This window comes from Paenibacillus sp. MT86 (assembly GCF_058792535.1).
Map to the genome: position 1 here is coordinate 2,914,346 of NZ_CM179499.1, position 18,461 is coordinate 2,932,806.

At 49.4% G+C, this 18,461-nt stretch carries 17 protein-coding genes and 1 riboswitch; of the genes, 12 read left to right on the forward strand and 5 right to left on the reverse strand.

Annotation, left to right across the window (positions count from 1 at the left end; all coding sequences use genetic code 11):
• Positions 1 to 1,200: 1,200 nt before the first annotated feature.
• Positions 1,201 to 2,406: an MFS transporter gene (locus AC3RCL_RS12915; RefSeq protein ID WP_492535611.1), complete on the reverse strand. Its 1,206-nt coding sequence runs from the start codon at positions 2,404 to 2,406 to the stop codon at positions 1,201 to 1,203.
• A 151-nt stretch (positions 2,407 to 2,557) separates the two neighbouring features.
• Here AC3RCL_RS12915 and AC3RCL_RS12920 point away from each other — a divergent pair, with 151 nt between their 5' ends.
• The 5 genes from AC3RCL_RS12920 (at position 2,558) to AC3RCL_RS12940 (ending at position 7,009) form a co-directional block, all read left to right on the forward strand.
• Positions 2,558 to 3,778: an aminotransferase class I/II-fold pyridoxal phosphate-dependent enzyme gene (locus AC3RCL_RS12920; RefSeq protein ID WP_249732738.1), complete on the forward strand. Its 1,221-nt coding sequence runs from the start codon at positions 2,558 to 2,560 to the stop codon at positions 3,776 to 3,778.
• Complete coding sequence (locus tag AC3RCL_RS12925) at positions 3,779 to 4,222, forward strand: hypothetical protein (RefSeq protein ID WP_277746151.1); 444 nt, start codon at positions 3,779 to 3,781, stop codon at positions 4,220 to 4,222.
• An 85-nt stretch (positions 4,223 to 4,307) separates the two neighbouring features.
• A complete protein-coding gene (locus AC3RCL_RS12930) occupies positions 4,308 to 5,111 on the forward strand; it encodes a DUF6597 domain-containing transcriptional factor (RefSeq protein ID WP_492536335.1) in 804 nt (267 codons plus the stop codon).
• A gap of 113 nt (positions 5,112 to 5,224) precedes the next feature.
• Positions 5,225 to 5,650: a VOC family protein gene (locus tag AC3RCL_RS12935; RefSeq protein ID WP_277746149.1), complete on the forward strand. Its 426-nt coding sequence runs from the start codon at positions 5,225 to 5,227 to the stop codon at positions 5,648 to 5,650.
• Positions 5,651 to 5,682: 32 nt separating this feature from the next.
• Positions 5,683 to 5,782: riboswitch (purine riboswitch) on the forward strand.
• A gap of 63 nt (positions 5,783 to 5,845) precedes the next feature.
• The gene (locus AC3RCL_RS12940) at positions 5,846 to 7,009 is read left to right on the forward strand and encodes an MFS transporter (protein ID WP_492535614.1); all 1,164 of its coding nucleotides are present in this window, start codon (positions 5,846 to 5,848) and stop codon (positions 7,007 to 7,009) included.
• Positions 7,010 to 7,150: 141 nt separating this feature from the next.
• Here the strand turns inward: AC3RCL_RS12940 and AC3RCL_RS12945 are convergent, their stop codons facing one another.
• A complete protein-coding gene (locus AC3RCL_RS12945; RefSeq protein ID WP_404563561.1) occupies positions 7,151 to 8,155 on the reverse strand; it encodes a substrate-binding domain-containing protein in 1,005 nt (334 codons plus the stop codon).
• 138 nt (positions 8,156 to 8,293) lie between these two features.
• Entirely contained in the window at positions 8,294 to 9,493 is a 1,200-nt protein-coding gene (locus AC3RCL_RS12950) for an AGE family epimerase/isomerase (protein WP_213578944.1), read from the reverse strand.
• Between the two features lie 255 nt (positions 9,494 to 9,748).
• Here AC3RCL_RS12950 and AC3RCL_RS12955 point away from each other — a divergent pair, with 255 nt between their 5' ends.
• From AC3RCL_RS12955 to AC3RCL_RS12980, 6 genes are all read left to right on the forward strand, one after another.
• On the forward strand, positions 9,749 to 10,729 hold the full coding sequence (locus AC3RCL_RS12955) for a glycoside hydrolase family 5 protein (protein ID WP_492536337.1): 981 nt from the start codon (positions 9,749 to 9,751) through the stop codon (positions 10,727 to 10,729).
• 502 nt (positions 10,730 to 11,231) lie between these two features.
• A complete protein-coding gene (locus AC3RCL_RS12960) occupies positions 11,232 to 11,774 on the forward strand; it encodes a MarR family winged helix-turn-helix transcriptional regulator (RefSeq protein WP_096774125.1) in 543 nt (180 codons plus the stop codon).
• A gap of 27 nt (positions 11,775 to 11,801) precedes the next feature.
• Positions 11,802 to 13,256 carry an aryl-sulfate sulfotransferase gene (locus AC3RCL_RS12965; RefSeq protein WP_492535617.1) on the forward strand — a complete coding sequence of 485 codons (1,455 nt, stop codon included), beginning with the start codon at positions 11,802 to 11,804 and terminating at the stop codon, positions 13,254 to 13,256.
• Positions 13,249 to 14,259 carry an ABC transporter substrate-binding protein gene (locus AC3RCL_RS12970; protein ID WP_492535619.1) on the forward strand — a complete coding sequence of 337 codons (1,011 nt, stop codon included), beginning with the start codon at positions 13,249 to 13,251 and terminating at the stop codon, positions 14,257 to 14,259. Before AC3RCL_RS12965 ends, AC3RCL_RS12970 begins: the two co-directional genes overlap by 8 nt.
• Positions 14,260 to 14,272: 13 nt before the next feature.
• Complete coding sequence (locus AC3RCL_RS12975; protein ID WP_492535621.1) at positions 14,273 to 15,055, forward strand: ABC transporter ATP-binding protein; 783 nt, start codon at positions 14,273 to 14,275, stop codon at positions 15,053 to 15,055.
• Positions 15,056 to 15,070: 15 nt separating this feature from the next.
• Positions 15,071 to 15,847 (forward strand): ABC transporter permease, encoded by a 777-nt coding sequence (locus tag AC3RCL_RS12980; RefSeq protein ID WP_492535623.1) that lies wholly within the window; start codon positions 15,071 to 15,073, stop codon positions 15,845 to 15,847.
• Between the two features lie 79 nt (positions 15,848 to 15,926).
• On the opposite strand, the gene AC3RCL_RS12985 is transcribed toward AC3RCL_RS12980, so the two are convergent.
• Positions 15,927 to 16,484: a helix-turn-helix domain-containing protein gene (locus tag AC3RCL_RS12985; protein ID WP_277746141.1), complete on the reverse strand. Its 558-nt coding sequence runs from the start codon at positions 16,482 to 16,484 to the stop codon at positions 15,927 to 15,929.
• Between the two features lie 127 nt (positions 16,485 to 16,611).
• Between AC3RCL_RS12985 and AC3RCL_RS12990 the strand changes: the two genes are divergently transcribed.
• Positions 16,612 to 17,205 carry a LysE family transporter gene (locus AC3RCL_RS12990; RefSeq protein WP_492535625.1) on the forward strand — a complete coding sequence of 198 codons (594 nt, stop codon included), beginning with the start codon at positions 16,612 to 16,614 and terminating at the stop codon, positions 17,203 to 17,205.
• A gap of 82 nt (positions 17,206 to 17,287) precedes the next feature.
• Here the strand turns inward: AC3RCL_RS12990 and AC3RCL_RS12995 are convergent, their stop codons facing one another.
• The gene (locus AC3RCL_RS12995) at positions 17,288 to 18,220 is read right to left on the reverse strand and encodes an L-lactate dehydrogenase (RefSeq protein WP_096774118.1); all 933 of its coding nucleotides are present in this window, start codon (positions 18,218 to 18,220) and stop codon (positions 17,288 to 17,290) included.
• Positions 18,221 to 18,461: the final 241 nt, after the last annotated feature.

The following is an 18,461-nucleotide window of genomic DNA, read 5'->3' on the forward strand; positions in this document are numbered from 1 at the left end:
GGGATCGATCGAGCGGATGGACGATGCGGAGGCTCGCTATATGCTGGAATGGTCCTATAATTGGATACATGTAGACTAAGTGGGCAGATGTAGAATGAGGGGGCACCGCTGCCTGCTGGAGTGAAACTGTTATGGTGATTGTGAGGACACCTAATGGGTGAGTCGGTGATACGTCGCAACCCCTATATTGGTGAAATCAGCCGAATAGGGAGATTGTGTGGATAGAGGATTCGCTATTTACTGGTATTGGTACGATATTGGACTCATGCTTATTGAAGAGGCCCAGCTACTTGCTGGAAAATGCCCCAAATGGAGCTCATGAGGACAGAGGATCCGTTATTACGCCGAAATGGGCCTATTATGGTGATCAAGCGGACACAGGATCCGTTATTGCAAAATAATCACGGACGAATTCAGGCTAAATCCGACAATAGCGGATCTCTTGTCCGCATAATGCCATGAAATAGGTAAAAACAATGGAATAGCGGAACCAGTGTCCGTTAACCTCACATATCGAAGTAGAGGAATCTCTATCTGCTAGAATGGGCCTGTAATTGAACACATGTACACAAAAGAAGGCCCAGCTACTTGCTGGAAATTGCCCCAAATGGAGCTCATGAGGACAGAGGATCCGCTATTACGCCGAAATGGGCCTATTATGGTGATCAAGCGGACACAGGATCCGTTATTGCACCATAATCACGGACGAATCCACGCTAAATCCGACAATAGCGGAACTCTTGTCCGCATAATGCCATGAAATAGGTAAAAACAATGGAATAGCGGAACCAGTGTCCTCTAGTATCGCAAATCCAAGGGGTTTAATAAAGCTGTATCTATGGCGTTTTCCTAATGGATGAGTCGGTAATGCGACGCAACCCCTGGTGTTTTTTTCGGTGAAATCAGCCGAATAGGGAGATTGTGTGGACAGCGGATTCGCTATTTGCTGGAACCGGAATCGGCATGATATTGGACTCATGCCGATTCCTGCCGAACTGAATAATAGGATAACAAAAAGCTTACACCGTTACATAACGGGTAAGCTTTTTGAATTCCAAATAGGCTTTGGATTAGTTGACCATCGAATGAATACGAGTTTACTGTGCCATTTTAGATAAGGTATCTGGTATAGCGAGAATGACCGATTTCCGCCGTTCAAAAAAATCCCTCTCACCTAAAATGAGAAGGATTAAAATAGTTCTATGAAGCTTTAACCGATGTCAGGAGCGTTAACTCCGATTGCTCTTGGTCGAGCTGATGGCAGCGGGAAGTTATGACAAAAGCTCCGATAGCGAATGCAACTGCAGCCCACGGCAGGTAGGCCAGGCCAATGCTGTCCACGACCAAGCTGCCCAGAAGGGAGCCGAGCGCAATTCCCATGTTGGATGCAACCGGCATGAGCGTGGAAGCGAAGTCCTTGGAGCCGGGCGAAGATTCATCTGCCAAGTCAATCAGGTATAACTGAACGGCGGTACTGAGCGCAAAGGAGAAGCAGGCGACCAGCATCAAGGATGCTAATGCCATCCACGGGAGCGATAGGGTGAGAGCCAGAGCCGTCATAATCATCGCTTGGATGGTGAAAATCACTTTCAATTTAACCCGGGAATTGCCTTGCGCTACCTTGGCACCAAGCCAGTTGCTTAGAATCGTGAAAGCGCCGTAAGCCAGCAGGACGGTGCTGATCCATTGCTGCGGTATCCCCAGCACGTTCTCTAACAGCGGCGTGATGTACGTGTATACGATAAATACGGAGCCTACGCCGAAAACCGGAATGAAGAACGCAAGACGAATCCGTTGGTTTTTGAATAAGGCAAATTGCTGCTTCATGGAGCTTACGCTAATCGTATTGCTCTTGGGCATAACGGCCAACATGAACGCAAGCGGGATGATCCCCACAAGTGAAGTAACGATAAAAGCGGTTTGCCATCCAGCCATTTGGCCGATCTGCGTCCCGACGGGAACGCCCAGGACATTCGCTATGGAAAAACCTCCAATGATCCAGGCAACCGCGCCAGCCCTGCGGGAAGCGCTCATATGCTCACTGGTTGCGGCAATGGCCAGCGACAAGGTCAATCCGCACAGAATGGCGGTGATGATGCGAATGAACAGCATGACAGGATACGTGGTGGCGAAGATGGTCAAGTAATTAAACACCAACACCGCAATGTACGCTGACAGGATGGTAACATGCCGTGGAATGCGTCCGAGCAGCGTCACTGCAAAAGGCGTTCCGAGCGCATAAGCGATAGCAAAGCAGGATACGAGGACACCTGCAGCCGCAAGCGAAATGCTGAGAGTTGCGCTAATGTCCTTCAATAATCCAACAATGACGTATTCGGTGGTACCCAGCACAAAGGCTGCAAACGTAAACGCGATAATAAAAATGCTTTCTCTCAATCTGGTCATGGTTGTCTCTTCTCCTGGTTTCTCTTTTTGTATGGTTCGATCTTACGATATGAAAGGCTTTTCAAGTCAAGCCCCAGATCGGAATTCCAAGAGAAGCTAAAGCCGGCTTCATGCTATAATGTAGGAAAAAAAAGTGGAGTGGGTGGATACCATGCCGAATCAAACTTCTAAGCGATCATGGCGTGCAGACAAATTATCACAGATCGGTTCTTCGATATTTGCCGAGGTCAGCGAATGGAAACAAGAAGCTGCCCAGGCGGGAAGACATATCATCGATTTGAGTATTGGCAGTCCTGACCGTGGTCCTTCTGACGATATACGCGAGATCCTGAGCCAAGAAGCGCTAAAAGAAGATAACTATACATATCCGGGCACCAGAGGAACCATGGAATTCCGAGAGCAGTCGGCAGCATGGATGAAGCACCGCTTCGGCGTGAACGTCGATCCCGATACGGAAATACTGGCTTTAATGGGCTCTCAGGACGGATTATCGCATCTGGCTCAAGCCATATGCAATCCGGGAGATTTGGCTATTGTGCCGAATCCGGGATATCCGATTTATGCCGGAGCCCTTGCGATCGCAGGGGTAACGCCTTGGTATTTGCCACTGAAAGAAGAGCGGGGGTTCGTGCCCGATCTGGACAGCATACCGGAGGAGATTTGGATGAAAGCAACCTTCATCCTGCTGAATTTTCCGGGGAATCCGATTGCGGTTCAGGCCGATCTTGCTTTTTTTGAAAAGTTGGTCGGTTTGGCGAAAAAATGGGACGTGCTCATCGTCCATGACCTGGCCTATTCCGAAATGGGCTTTGACGGTTATCGCCCGATAAGCGTACTGCAGGCTCCAGGCGCCATCGACATCGCCGTGGAATTTCACTCCTTCTCCAAAAGCTTTAATATGGCAGGCTGTCGCATCGGTTTTCTTGCCGGTCATGAGGAAGCTGTAGGCGCGCTGCGGGAATACAAAAGCAACATCGACTTCGGCGTGTTCAAGCCGGTTCAGACGGCGGCGGTCCATGCCTTGCGTCAAGCCATGGCTGCTTCCCACGAAGAACGCGGTGTTGCTTCGCTGTATGAACAACGCCGTGATGTCCTCGCAGCTTCCCTGGCCGAAGCGGGGTGGGACGTTCCTAAACCGATGGCCACGATGTTTCTATGGGCTCGGCTGCCAGAAGCTTTTCGCCAGGAAGCATGGAGTTCGCGGCGGTTCGCCCGCGAATTGCTGTTGAATACAGGCGTGGCGGTTATACCAGGAGATGCTTTTGGCTCTGAAGGTGAAGGCTACGTGCGAATCGCGCTGGTCCAGGAAGAGGAGGCTCTGCGCGAGGCGGCTGTGCGCATAGGGAAATTTATTGGAGGTGTTTCGCCCTAAATGAAATGGCTTGGAGTCGGCTTCGCCATGTTTCTGGCGCTGACGCTGTTCCCTCAGAGTGCAGGCGAACTCGTTCATCATCAGGCACCGTACATAGAGGAAGTTGATGGTGCTGACAGCAACACGCCTTTTAAGGTGCAATATATAGACTTGGATAAGTACCAGGGCGTCAATGCGTACGAAAACACGTTTACCACCATGCCGGAGCAGGGCAGCAAATTAACCGTTAAGGTTCATAATAAGAACAGCACGGGCCACGTGATGCTGAAGGTCTACCGGGGAACGGAGGAATTCGGATACGCAGATGTCAAAGCCGGCACGGAGGGAACCCGGACATTCGCCATGCATGACGGGCGTGGAGTAACGGGGGATTGGAAGGTTTACATTACGTCGCGAGACGGTCAAATTATGAACCTGCAGATACGAGCAGGACAGCATGATTGATAGACGCTAAGACTACATTTTTTCTTTCTTATCAAGTTGTTTGTTAATTCAAGCATAATTAAGGGTGAGCGCATTGCGGAATTTTATGCCTGTACAAGCACCGGCCATAGAGATTCAATCTCCTGTTTCAGATTATGCCTATACGGAATATAGGCCATGCCAGCCATTGATGGCATATGTAGCCTGTTATTGGAGCTTGGAATACCGAGTCACGTCCATTCAAGCTCCGCTCCATCGCATCCTTCCCGACGGCTGCGTGGATATCATTTTTAATTTGAAGGCACGGACCGCCTCGGCTTCCGGTTTCATTACGGGCCTGATGTCCCGTTATGAAGCGGCGATACTCACGCAGGAGCAGTCTCTGTTCGGTATTCGCTTCTATGCGGAAACCGTTCGTCCGTTCATCCAATTTCCCGCTTCCGAATTTCGGGAGGGTCCCGTCCTCTTGGAAGAAGCGTGGGGGGCAGAGGTGAATCACTTGAACGAAGAAATAGTGACAGCTCTCGACTCCGCCCGACGCATCGAGCTGATTGAGACGTTTTTATTCAACGCGTTAAGACGGAGTAACATACGTTCTGAGCCGCTGGTGGAGCAAGGCATGCAGCATTTATACGACTCCAAGGGGAGAATAACGATTCATGCCCTGGCCGAAAAAATGAATTACAGCGAGAGAAACATAAGAAGAACGTTTCAGAAGGAATTGGGCATGAAGCCGAAGGAAATGACGGACATCATACGATTCCAGAATTTGCTGCAGGAGATGCGCCGTTCCAAGCCTAACCGGTTTCCTGAAATCGCTGCCCAATACGGATATTATGATCAGCCTCATTTTATTAACACCTTCAAACGCTTATACGGCATGTCGCCGAAACAGGCTTTTCAACCATAAATTTTGTATGCTTGGCGGCGGCAAGATTTGTCCTTTTTTTACAATCTTTCATTCCGGTGTTGAACGACAATGGGGTAGAAGTAACAATGATGATGTACAGGAGGTAATGTAAAATGAGAGCAAGCATATCCGTACTTACGATTGGCGTTGATGACCTGGAACGGTCCCTGGAATTTTACCGTGACGGGCTCGGGCTTTCGACCGAAGGAATCATTGGCACTGAATTCGAGCATGGGGCTGTAGCATTTTTTGACTTGCAAGCCGGTGTGAAGCTGGCGATATGGAATCGCAAGGATCTGTCGGTTGAAGCGAATGTTCCCTTATCGTCCCCGAGTTCTTCGGAATTCACGATCGGCCACAACGTCGGCAGCAAGGAAGAAGTGGATGAGGTGATGGAGCAAGCCAGTAGAGCGGGCGCTAATGTAACCGTACCGGCACAAGACACCTTCTGGGGAGGCTATTCCGGTCATTTTCTCGATCCGGACGGACATTTGTGGGAGATTTGCTGGAATCCTGCATGGGAGGTTGATCTTTCGTAACGGATGTGATAAATTAATCAACGATTGTTGCGCAACTGAATATTTTATTTGAATGTATAACCTCATTAATATGGTCTGAGGGTCTCTACCAGGAACCGTAAAATCCTGATTACAGAAAATGTTTGTCATTTTTTGTAATCAGGATTTTTTTGTTGATTATAAACATGACATCGAAGAAAGGGGATTTCATTCCAGATGAATCTGAAAGTATTAATTCTAGCGATTTCGACGATATCCGTCGGGCTGGTTGAACTTATTGTTGGCGGGATACTGCCGCTCATTGCGGACGACTTGCATATTTCGCTCGGTACGGCGGGTCAGCTGATTACCGTGTTCGCCCTGGTCTATGCGATAGCGGGACCGGTGCTTCTTGCGCTGACGGCAAGAGTGGAGCGCAAACGGCTTTACCTGATTTCCTTGTTTATTTTCTTTATTGGTAACTTGCTGGCTTATGTAAGTCCGAACTTTACGCTGCTCATGGCAGCCAGAATCTTAACCGCGATGAGTACGGCATTGATTATCGTGTTATCTTTGACGATTACCGCCAAGGTGGTTGAGCCTGCACATCGCGCTAAAGCCTTGGGCGTTATCTATATGGGGATTAGTTCGTCATTGGTGCTAGGCGTGCCGCTCGGCATCCTGATCAGCGAGGTTTTCGGATGGCGGGTGTTGTTCCTGGGTATCGGCTTCCTGTCGATCGGTTCCATGATTTTGATCTATATGTTCCTGGACCGGATCAAGCCTGAAAATGTTACGCCGTTATCCGTTCAGATCAAGGCGCTGGGCAAGATGAAAATCGCCGGTGCGCATCTGGCCACCTTGTTCATGCTTGCAGGACATTACACCATATATGCGTACTTCACGCCGTTTCTTGAATCGGAGCTTGGGCTGAGTCCTTATTGGATCAGCATCTGTTACTTCCTGTTCGGACTATCCGCCGTCGGCGGCGGGGCGTTCGGCGGGGCGCTTGCGGATCGGCTCGGATCGCATAAGAGCATCGTGATCATCATTACGTCATTCATGCTGGTATTGTTCGTGCTTCCATTATCCACATTTTCGATTGGCGTGTTTTTAATCGTGATGATGATATGGGGGGCATTGAGCTGGAGCCTGGCTCCTCCTCTGCAGAATTATCTGATTCAAGTGGATCCGGGTTCGTCCGATATCCAGCAAAGTTTTAACAATTCCGCGCTGCAAATCGGCATTGCATTGGGCTCTGCCATTGGAGGCCTCGTGTTAGAGCAGGGAGGCACCGTAGCCAGCACGGCCTGGGTCGGCGGGGGGATCGTCATCGTGTCCCTGGTTTGTGCCGTTTATTCTTTGACGAGACCTGCGCTAACGTGGAAGACAAGCAAATAAATAGCCGTAAATTTTTTACGAATTTAAAAGACAGCCGCATCCATGCAGCTGTCTTTTCTTTTGCAATCGTTTCGTACATCGTGCGCACTGCTCCCTGTGTGCACGATGCGTGGTTCGGGGCATGCTTGATGGTGGGAGGGTTTACATCTTGGCGACGGAAGAACGATAGATGATCTTGCCCTTCACCACAATTCTGCCGAATTTGGTATCAGGGGTGCTGATTTTGCTTAAGATGGACTGGATCGACGTTTGAGCCAGCTGCTTCATATTGACTTCAACCGTCGTCAGGTGCGGCACGGTCAGCGTAGCGTAGATATCGTTGTCAAAACCGACGACGGAGCAGTCGTCGGGAATGCGGTAACCCATGCCTTGCAATTTCTGCACAACCAAATAGGCGACCTGATCGCAATTACATACGAAAGCTGTTGGCAATTCATCCGGTATCTCGATGTCGAGATAATTGCCGTGCTCATTCCGATCGTTGATTACCCAGTCCTGCCGAAGCGCGATTTGATGCTCCAGCAGCGATTTATAGTAACCCAGGAACCGATCCTGAATGCTGCTTGTGGCATGCAAGCTGCCCACATAGGCAATGTTGCGATGTCCTTGCCGGATCAGGTAATTGGTAAGTTCATAGGCACCGTAAAAATTATCCGAAACCACCGCATCAATATCCGAATGGTCATCGTAGAAGTCCAGAAACAGAATCGGCGGTTCGATGGCGTGCATGATCTCGATGTAAGGTTTGCTGATCTGTCCCAGCAGAATGAATCCGTCCACTTTGCGATCATAATAGATGCGCGGCAGCTGCAAGGCCTGTTCATCCGAGCTGCTTAAAATATGAAGTATGCCGTAATACCCGTAGTCTTCCAATCCCTTGGAGATTTCTTGATAGACGCGAAGATAGAATGATTGGTCGGGTCCGGTAAAACGTTCGGGAATGATGACGCCGATGTTGTAAGTCAGCCCTTCGCGCATGGACCTGGCAACGGTGTTCACCCGATAGCCCATTTCGCTGGCGATGGATTTGATTCTTGCCTTTAACTCGTCGCTTACGCCTTCCTTGTCGTTCAGGGCTTTCGAGACGGTCACCGTGCTGACGCCAACTTGCTCCGCGATGTCCTTCATCGTTATGTTTTTGTTCATCGCGTTTGTCTCCTTTTATCTACAGTCGAAGTAGACCATCTGTCCGAGTATGTATGCAATCATTCCATGATCCAAGTACAGTATACCTGCTCGTCTGAGACAAATAAAGGCGAAGGCACATTTCTGATTGTTATTCTGTTAGAGCTTGCTGCTTACATGTTCGATTCGATTTAAGATTTCCAAGCAAAATCGACTGTTATGATACGGACATTTCCATGGTCCGGCCATCTCGTGCTGATCCGGCCGTCCGTTCTCATTGACGGACCAAAACCATTCGCTGCCCGGGCGGGAATCGATAATATTTTTTTTCGTATAATTCCACATTCTGAAGACCTGTTCAAGAAATTGAATATCTCCCGTACGCTGATAGGCATTGAAAAAACCGACCATAGCCTCAGCCTGGACCCACCAGATTCTAGAGGTATCCAGACGTGAGCCTTCTTGCTCATTCATGAGCGAACCATCCTGCTGCACGGCCCGTTCAGAAACGGCATACGCCAAGTCCAGAACCATGCGCTTATAATCCGGATTCGTGCTTCCGATGATCTCAAGCGCCTCATCCATCAACCAGCTGGCCTCGATATCATGGCCAAATGAAGTGACATCCACGAGCGGGTTCCAATCCTTGTCAAAAAACACCCCTAAACGTCTCCGATCAGCATCGAAAATATGATGGTACAGAATGGACAGCAGGTTATGAAGCGATTCTCGGACCACCGCCTCGGGCCAAGCCCGATAAAGCGTGGAGTAAGCTTCCAGGACGTGAATATGCGTATTCATCGTGATATGCGCGACCACGCCGTTGCCGCTAAGCATTTCGTTGGGCTGCTCGTTCCACTCCCGGTCGAACTCTTCCTTGTAGGCCTGCCGTTTCGCATCATACCCCTTACTCTCGATCAGACGGTACAGCTCTTTGGCCAGATCCAATGCCTCTTGGTTCCCGGAAGCGCGGTGGTATTCGCTTAATGCATATACGCCGAACGCTTGATTGTAGATATGTTTCCTCGTATCTGTCGGGACTCCCTTGTAATCCACCATCCAATACAGTCCGCCATATTGGCGATCAATGAGGTGGCGCGCGAGAAATTGAAAGGCATGCCTGGCATGCTCTGCGTAGATTTCGTGCCCCGTCGTCCGATAGGCTGCGCTAAAGCTCCATAAAATTCTTGAACAGGCAATCCCGCCTTTGGCTGCTTGTTCATCAATCTTTAAATCGGCGTTCACTTGGCCGTAAAACCCGCCGTTGGTTTCGTCCTTCAATCCTCCCCAAAAAGGCAGGATATGCTCCAGCCATTCTTTTCGGATTTCAGAACCCAGGGTATGTAAAGTCATTGTCATATAAAGCCTCCGTTATTAAGTTATCGTTAACCTTAGAAAATATTTTAAGAAAGAGTATCGTTCGATGTCAACGAAATCTTTTACACGCAACATTATTATTAACATATATACACCATTGACAGGTGAAGGTGAGGCATATAAAATTCGAATTATTACTTAAACGATTACCTAAATAATCTACACACTTCGGTTTTGATTCATCATCTAGTGTCGAGGCTAGAAATCAAATGATATGAATCCAGAGGGAGGAAGATGATGTTGATATGGATGCAGGGATGGAAGTCTATTCTAGTCGCGATCCTGGCGTGTGTGTCAGTAGGCGGTGGGCTTCCTAGTCCAGAAGCAGCCACAGGATTTTATGTAAACGGTACCAAGCTGTATGATTCAACGGGCAAGGCCTTTGTGATGAGGGGTGTAAATCATCCCCACACCTGGTACAAGAATGATCTGAACGCGGCTATTCCGGCTACCGCGCAAACGGGAGCCAATACCGTACGAGTCGTCTTGTCGAACGGGGCGCAATGGACCAAGGATGACCTGAACGCCGTCAACAGTATCATCTCGCTGGTGTCGCAGCATCAAATGATAGCCGTTCTGGAGGTGCATGATGCGACAGGCAAAGATGAGTATGCTTCCCTTGAAGCGGCCGTCGACTATTGGATCAGCATCAAAGGGGCATTGATCGGAAAAGAAGACCGCGTCATCGTCAATATTGCTAATGAATGGTATGGAAATTGGAACAGCAGCGGATGGGCCGATGGTTATAAGCAGGCCATTCCCAAATTAAGAAACGCGGGCATTAAGAATACGTTGATCGTTGATGCAGCGGGATGGGGGCAATACCCGCAATCCATCGTGGATGAGGGGGCCGCGGTATTTGCTTCCGATCAACTGAAGAATACGGTATTCTCCATCCATATGTATGAGTATGCCGGTAAGGATGCCGCTACGGTGAAAACGAATATGGACGATGTTTTAAACAAAGGATTGCCTTTAATCATTGGGGAGTTCGGCGGCTATCATCAAGGTGCCGATGTCGATGAGATTGCTATTATGAAGTACGGACAGCAGAAGGAAGTGGGCTGGCTGGCTTGGTCCTGGTACGGAAACAGCCCGGAGCTGAACGATTTGGATCTGGCTGCAGGGCCAAGCGGAAACCTGACCGGCTGGGGAAACACGGTGGTTCATGGAACCGACGGGATTCAGCAAACCTCCAAGAAAGCGGGCATTTATTAAAATCGGGTTAAGGTAGATGAGATTGCATGTTAACAGCAAGCTCAAACATATGGATGCATGCAGGCTGTCGAGGAACCGTCTCGACGGCTTTTTTCTATAGGATTTTCTGAATCGACATACAGCCTATTCTTGCATCCTCTTCGAGACCTATCGACAAAGAAGAGGAACAACCTTTGTGCGATATCAATATGCTTGGCTTTGGAGAAACCTGCATCTAGTGCGGGGTTTTGTTTTGATGGTTTAAATATATATTTAATTCCTACTTGACAGGTGGTATTAATTGGTTTAATCTAGCCACAAGCAAATTCATTCAGTCCTCATTAAATGATCATTCATTATCTTAGTTGAACGATATATCAGCCGATTGGTCTACCAAAGGCTCCTGTTTACTCGATTTCGTTATTTTGACGGAAGGGGAAATGGGAGCCTTTCTGTATTTTCCGGACATCGTTACGGATTATGACTTGGAGTCTGAGGCTATCGTTCCACAGGAAGGAGCGGCATGGAAGAAACGGATTGGGCATTAATGGAAGAGGCGGATTGGCATTTTCGCAAAATGGTGCGGAGATTTGTCAAGGAGCGTGACAAAATCTCGATAGAAGGCGTATCGCTGCCAGGTTTGTTGATCCTGAACACCATATTGCGGGATGGGGAGCAGAAGCTTGGGGAGCTTGCGGAACAGCTCGATTTTACGTCCGGAGCGGTAACGGCCTTGTGCGATAAACTTGAGGTTTGCGGGTTCGCGGTAAGAAGACGGAGCGAGAGCGATCGGAGATCGATTGTGCTGGACATCACGGATGCTGGAAGAGAAATGGTGAAGCGTAACGAATACATAGGCGGGCGTTCGATCGAACGAATATTCGGAATATTCTCGCAGGAGGAGCTGCGGGATCTGATCCATTATTTTGAACGGTTGAACGATCATCTGGAGGGCTTCTCGGATTTCGTGCTTCGGCCGCCCCGCCCATCTTTCGATACGCCGGCAGCAATTGATCATAGCAAACCAGGCTCACTGAAACGCTCGAACAAATTCATTTCTTACTAAAATTCATATTAGAAAGGAAGTTGAACGATGGGACATCCAACGATTTATCCAACGGGTACAACCGTATTTCAACCGGGGAAGGCGTGGAGCGGCTACACGATTTATCAAGCCGCGGATACCGGCGCCCTCCTGATTGACATGAACGGCAGGGAGGTTCACTTATGGAAAGGGCTTCGGGGATTTCCGAACAAGCTCTTTCCCGGAGGTTATGTGCTTGGGAGCACCTCAGAGCGCGATCCGAAGTACGGGTTTCAGGATGAAACCAATCTGGTACAGGTCGACTGGGAGGGCAATATCGTCTGGAAATTCGATCGTTATGAATACATAGAGGACCCGGGTCATCCGGCACAATGGATGGCTCGACAGCATCATGATTACCAGCGGGAGGGCAATCCCGTCGGTTATTATGTACCCGGGCAGGATCCGAAGGTAGGTTCCGGCAATACGCTTATTCTTGCTCACAAAAATGTGAACCGTCCCGAAATTTCCGACATCGAACTGTTGGACGATACGATCATCGAAGTGGATTGGGAAGGCAATGTCATTTGGGAATGGGCGGTTAGCGATCACTTTGATGAACTCGGGTTTGATGAAGACGCGAAGCTAGCGTTATCCCGTGATCCGAATACCCGCGGCTTCGGAGCCCATGCCGGGGATTGGATGCATATTAACTCGGTATCTGTGCTTGGTCCTAACCGGTTTTATGATGCGGGGGACGAACGCTTCCATCCCGATAATATGATCTGGGATGCACGGGAAACGAACATTATTGCCATCATCGACAAAAAAACCGGGAACATTGTCTGGAAGCTCGGCCCTGACTATTCCACGGAAGAAACGAAGCATATTGGCTGGATTATCGGCCAGCATCATGCTCACCTCATACCGAAGGGACTTCCGGGCGAAGGCAATATTCTGATCTTCGACAACGGCGGCTGGGGCGGATACGGAAAGCCGAATCCGGAAGCGGCAGATGGCTTGAAAATAGCGCGGCGCGACCATTCGCGAATTCTGGAAATCAATCCCGTAACCTTAGAGATTGAATGGCAGTATACGCCCACGGAGGCCGGCTTTCAGGCTCCGCTGGACTCTTACCGCTTCTACAGTCCGTATATCAGCTCAGCACAGCGTCTGCCCAACGGCAACACCTTGATTACCGAAGGAGCCGACGGCCGAATATTCGAGGTGACAAGAGAATTTGAACTGGTATGGGAATATATTTCGCCTTATAAAAATATCCGCAACTCCAATATGGTCTACCGCGCATACCGGGTTCCTTATGAATGGGTGCCACAGGTTGAATTGCCCGTAGAGACCGAGATTGCTCCGCTTGATGTGGCAGATTACCGCCTGCCAGGTGCCGCACCGAGAGGTGCCGTTAGTACCGTGGAAGTAGAAGGCACGATCTCCTATGGGGAGGGAGCGTTATGCGTGGCCAGGACCGATGAAATAACGCAGAAAGAAAGGGATCGCGATGCGTAGACCTTATTTGAAACGATGGCATGCTTGGTTTCTGATATCGACGCTGGCAATGAGTTTGCTTAGCGGATGCGGTAAGGCCAGCGGTGACAGTCAAGAGAGTAAATTTCAATTGAAAATCGCCGATATTTCCACGAATGCGGTGTTTCGTATAGCTAAGAGCAAGGGGATCTTCGACAAACACGGGATTGATGCCGAGCTGGTGAACTTCGCAACGCCGGCCGAAGGCGTGAACTCCTTGTTTATTAAGCAGGTGGATGTTGCATTCGGTGCAGACTTCCCACTCCTGAATGCTGTTAGCAAAGGCGATTACTCTATATTCGCCTCAACCGGAACAGCTACGGATTTGAGCGCAAGCGAATGGAAACTGTTCGTCCGTAAAGAGATCGCCAGCGCTGCCGATCTCAAGGGCAAGAAATTGAGTTTCTCCAGAGGCACATTCATTCCCTATCTGTGGGATGTTTATCTCGCCGATAACGGGGTTGCATTGTCGGATGTGGAGCTGATCGGGCAAGGAGGCTTCGACGAGGCCTACGTGGCGCTGAAAAAAGGAGAAATTGACGCCGCATGGGTATATGGCGCAGTGCTGAACGAAAAGTTCGGTGCCCTTGCCGAAGCCAGAGAGCTATCGGATATGTCGAAGACGCCGGTAAGGCTTGGCACCGGTTTGATCGCTTCAAATGAATTAATCAACAGCATCAAGGAAGGATTCGTAGCGCTTCTGAAAGCGCTGGATGAAGCGTCGGCTTATGCCCAAGCCCATCCGGAGGAAACAGCGGATTTGATGTACGAAGAAGTCAAGCAGCCGAAGGAAGCGACCTTAAAGGATCTGCCGAAGAATCCATGGAGCATTGGATTTACGGACAAAGCCTATGCGGGATTGCGGGGACAGAAGGAATACATGGTCGCTAACGGTATCATCGAGAAGGATTTCGAGCTGAATGATAAATTGAATCTGGATTTGGTAAGAACAGCCTTCCCGGATCGAGTCATTGATTTGAAGTAAGGAGATGATGAAAATGAGAGTAGCGTCAAGGCAGAATGAAATCCATATTGAGCAGTTGAATAAAAGTTACACGCAGGCATCAGCATCGGCAGGCGGTTTACATTATATCATCCAGGACGTCAACCTGGCGGTTAAAGGCGGGGAGTTCTTCGTTCTGCTGGGACCGAGCGGGTGCGGGAAGTCGACGCTGCTCAGTCTGATCGCCGGCTTCGTCTCCAAGACATCAGGTCAAGTAAGGGTAGGGGAAAAGGAAGTGGAGCGCCCCGGCCAGGATCGTGCCGTCGTATTTCAGCAAGCCGACTCATCCTTGTTTCCGTGGTTGACGGTTAGGGAGAATGTGGAGTTCGGCCTCCGCATGAAACGGATGCCAGCTGAGAAGAGAAGGGAGATATCCGGCGAATTTATTGAGCTCGTGGGCCTTGCGGGACATGAAAGCAAATATCCGCGCGAACTGTCTGGCGGCATGAAACAACGGGTACAGCTGGCACGGGTGTTGTCCAATGATCCCTCGATCCTGCTCATGGATGAACCGTTCGGCGCATTGGACGCGATGACAAGACGCACGATGCAAAGGGAATTGGTCCGCATATGGCAGGATACGGACAAAACCGTCATCTTCGTGACGCACGATATTCAGGAGGCACTTCTGCTGGGAGGACGCATCGGCATTATGTCTGCAGGACCTTCCTCTAGAATAACGGATATCTATGAGGTGCCGCTTGCATACCCGAGAGATTTGTCAGACCCGGCCTTCCATGCCCTGTACAACCAAATCCAATCGCATTTTGACGAGTAGTGAGGAGGCGTTCCCGTGAGCAATCATCTTAAAAAATGGTCCCTGCATATCCTGTTATGGATGGTAGGACTTGGCGTCTGGCATCTGCTGTCCCTTGCGTATGGCCCGGAAATTCTGCCCGGTCCCGTCTATACGGCAAAGGGCGGATACGAATTGTTGACGGACGGCACCTTGATTCAATATATCGGAATCAGTTCGTACCGCGTGCTGCTTGGCTGGACGTTTGGCAGTCTGCTGGCGATCCCTGTCGGAATCATGATTGGGAAGGTCGGACCGATCCGTGCTTTCGCCGAGCCTTTCCTCAATTTCATTCGGTTCATTCCTCCGATTGCGTTCATAACCCTGTTTCTGGTCTGGTTCGGCATCGGGGAGACATCGAAGATCATGCTTATTCTGTATGCAACCTTCTTCATCGTGGTCTTGAATACGCTGACGGGCGTTTTATCCGTTGAGGAGGATAAGATCCGCTCCGCCCGCAGCATGGGGGCGTCCGAATGGCAGATTGTGCTGCATGTCGTCATTCCTGCAACCGTCCCTTTCATGTTCACCGGCATTCGGCTTGCCATGGGAACCTCGTTCATGGCGATTATCGGGGCCGAGATGATTGCATCCAATGAAGGCGTTGGTTATCTTATATGGAATTCACGATTGTTCTTCCGTACAGATTGGATATTTGTCGGCTTGATCTGCCTGGGGTTGATGGGATTCCTGACAGACCGGGCCGTGGGGCTGCTCGGCCGCAAGCTGTTGTCCCGGTATGGGGTGGTAAGGGCAAATTCGCTGCGTCGGTAAAACGTTAATAATACAACAGCATCAAAACAGCAACGGCACCCTTCATGAAAAGGGTGCCGTTGCTGTTCTTCCATCGACATCATGATCCGGAATAATGGATCACCATGCTTAACCGGTTCAGGGAATTACCCGAATTGTGATAGACATGTGGTTTGTCTGCCTTGAAGCGGATGGATTCACCTTGCTTTACCGTATATTCCTCATGATCGACACGAATGGTGACCTCACCATCGAAAACGGTAATAAACTCTTCCGTACCCTCGATATGGGCCTCTGCACTTAAATAACCGCCATGTTCCATTTCTAATGAATACATCTCGAAGCGCCGCCCGTCTTCATACGGGAAATACGGATAAATTCGAATGCGGCCGTTATCCTCAACCAATGCCTGCACCTCTTCCCGTGATACCACGACGATACCGGAATGCGGCTCATTGATCAACGACGAAAAAGAAAGCTTTAATCCGTTGGCAATCTTCCATACGGTGGTTATGGAGGGGCTCGATTCCCCGCGTTCAATCTGACCCAGCATCGTCTTGCTGATGCCGGTCATTTCCGCGACTTTATCCAAACTCAGCTTTCTCTGCTCCCGGAGCATCTTTAAATTGTTCGCCAATATCAGATTGATGGGCTTCAAAGATGGTTCACCTCTATACTGTACATATTGTGCGTTATAACATACATAAAGTATAATGATAACGCACGGTCGCTATAACGACCCATTAGAATCACTATAACATACAAACAAGAAAGGAGTTAAGAGCTTGTTTATCCTTCCGCTGTTGACCTATGCCATTGTAGCTTCATTTACGCCCGGTCCCAACAACATTATTTCGATGACCAATGCACGAAGTTACGGTTTTCGAGCAACGATGCGCTTTATCGGCGGGGTTGCAACCGGGTGTTTGATCATCATGCAGCTGTCCAGCTACTTCAACTTGGCAATGTATCAATACATCCCGAAGATTCGATCGGTTATGAATATGATCGGTTTCCTGTATATGATTTATCTTGCCGTAAAAATCATGCGAAGCAGGCCGCAGGGGGATGCAGATGATAAGCCAGGCGGATTTAACAGCTTTACGTTCGGATTCATATTTCAATTCATGAATCCGAAGGTCATTTTATACGGGATTACAGCCGTATCGACCTTCGTGATGCCAATCGCAACAACCCATGTGCAGCTGTTATTATTCTCGATACTGCTCACCATCGTTGGCATTTGCGCCAATATGACCTGGGCGCTATGCGGTTCGCTGTTCCAGAACCTGTTGTCCCGATATGAACGTACGTTTAATGTATTGATGGGGCTGCTTCTGATATACAGCGCATTCTCAATTTATGCAGCGAATGGATAGCAAGCGGGCCTCGTCGTGCACGGATGCCATACCAAATAAAACAAGGCTTTCCGGAACGTTCATCCGGAAAGCCTTGTTTGGGTTATTCGAAGATTTTGGAAATCTGTTCTTTCAGTTTGTTAGCGGAAGCATGGAATTGGGTCAATTCCTCGTCGTTAAACTCAAGGCTAAGAATTTCCCGCACGCCGGTGCGGTCAACCACGCAAGGCACCCCTAGATATACGTCGGACACGCCATGGTAGTCTGTAAGCAGCGTGGACACATTGAGAACGGAACCCTCGTTTTGCAAAATGGAGACGATGATCCGGTCAAGCGCCAATGCGATAGCATAGGAAGTGGAGCCTTTGGCGTTGATGATTTCATATGCGGCGTTCTTGGTACGATCAAAGATATCTTCCCTTTCCTCGTCCGTCAGATCGATCCCGATACCGGCAATGTTGGCGATGCTCCAGAGCGGCAGCTCGGAATCGCCGTGTTCGCCGACGATATGGGCGTGAATGCTGCGCGGATTGATGCCTTTGTTTTGCCCGATCAAATAACGGAAGCGGGCGCTGTCGAGCAGGGTACCGGAACCGATTACCCGATTAACCGGGAAGCCGCTCTTTTTCAATGTGACGTAAGACAGGATATCAACCGGATTCGTAGCCACGAGAATGATGCCGTGATCATTGTATTTCACGATATTTTGAATAATATCGTCAAATATGGCCGTATTCCGCTTCAATAAATCAATTCGCGTCTCGCCCGGTCTTTGGTTGGAGCCTGCGGCAATGACAATGATGTCTGCATCCTTGCAATCGCTGTAATCTCCAGCCCAAAGTTTCACCCCGCCGGCAAAAGGGAGGCCGTGGTTCATATCCAAGGCTTCGCCAAGAGCCTTGTCGTGGTTGGCATCGATCAATACCAGTTCAGATACTCTTTCCCGCAAGAATAAGGTGTACGCAGTCGTTGCTCCTACAGCTCCTGTACCGATGATTACGACGCGGGACGGGCGCTGAGCTTCATTTTTTGTCATCCATGTTTCTCTCCCTTGCACTCAGTTAATGAATCCTATACATGGAAAGCTTCTAATTACTTACCCTAATGAGCAGTTGTATACACAACAACTCCATTAGGCGCTTTCGATAGTAATGATAACATATTCAGGAAGATTTAAGCAGTGGGAGTGTGATTTAAGTTACGTTCATGCTCACTATAGAAGGTTTTGATCGCACGTTACCTTGTACATGTCCTAGATGCCGATGTCGAACCGCAGT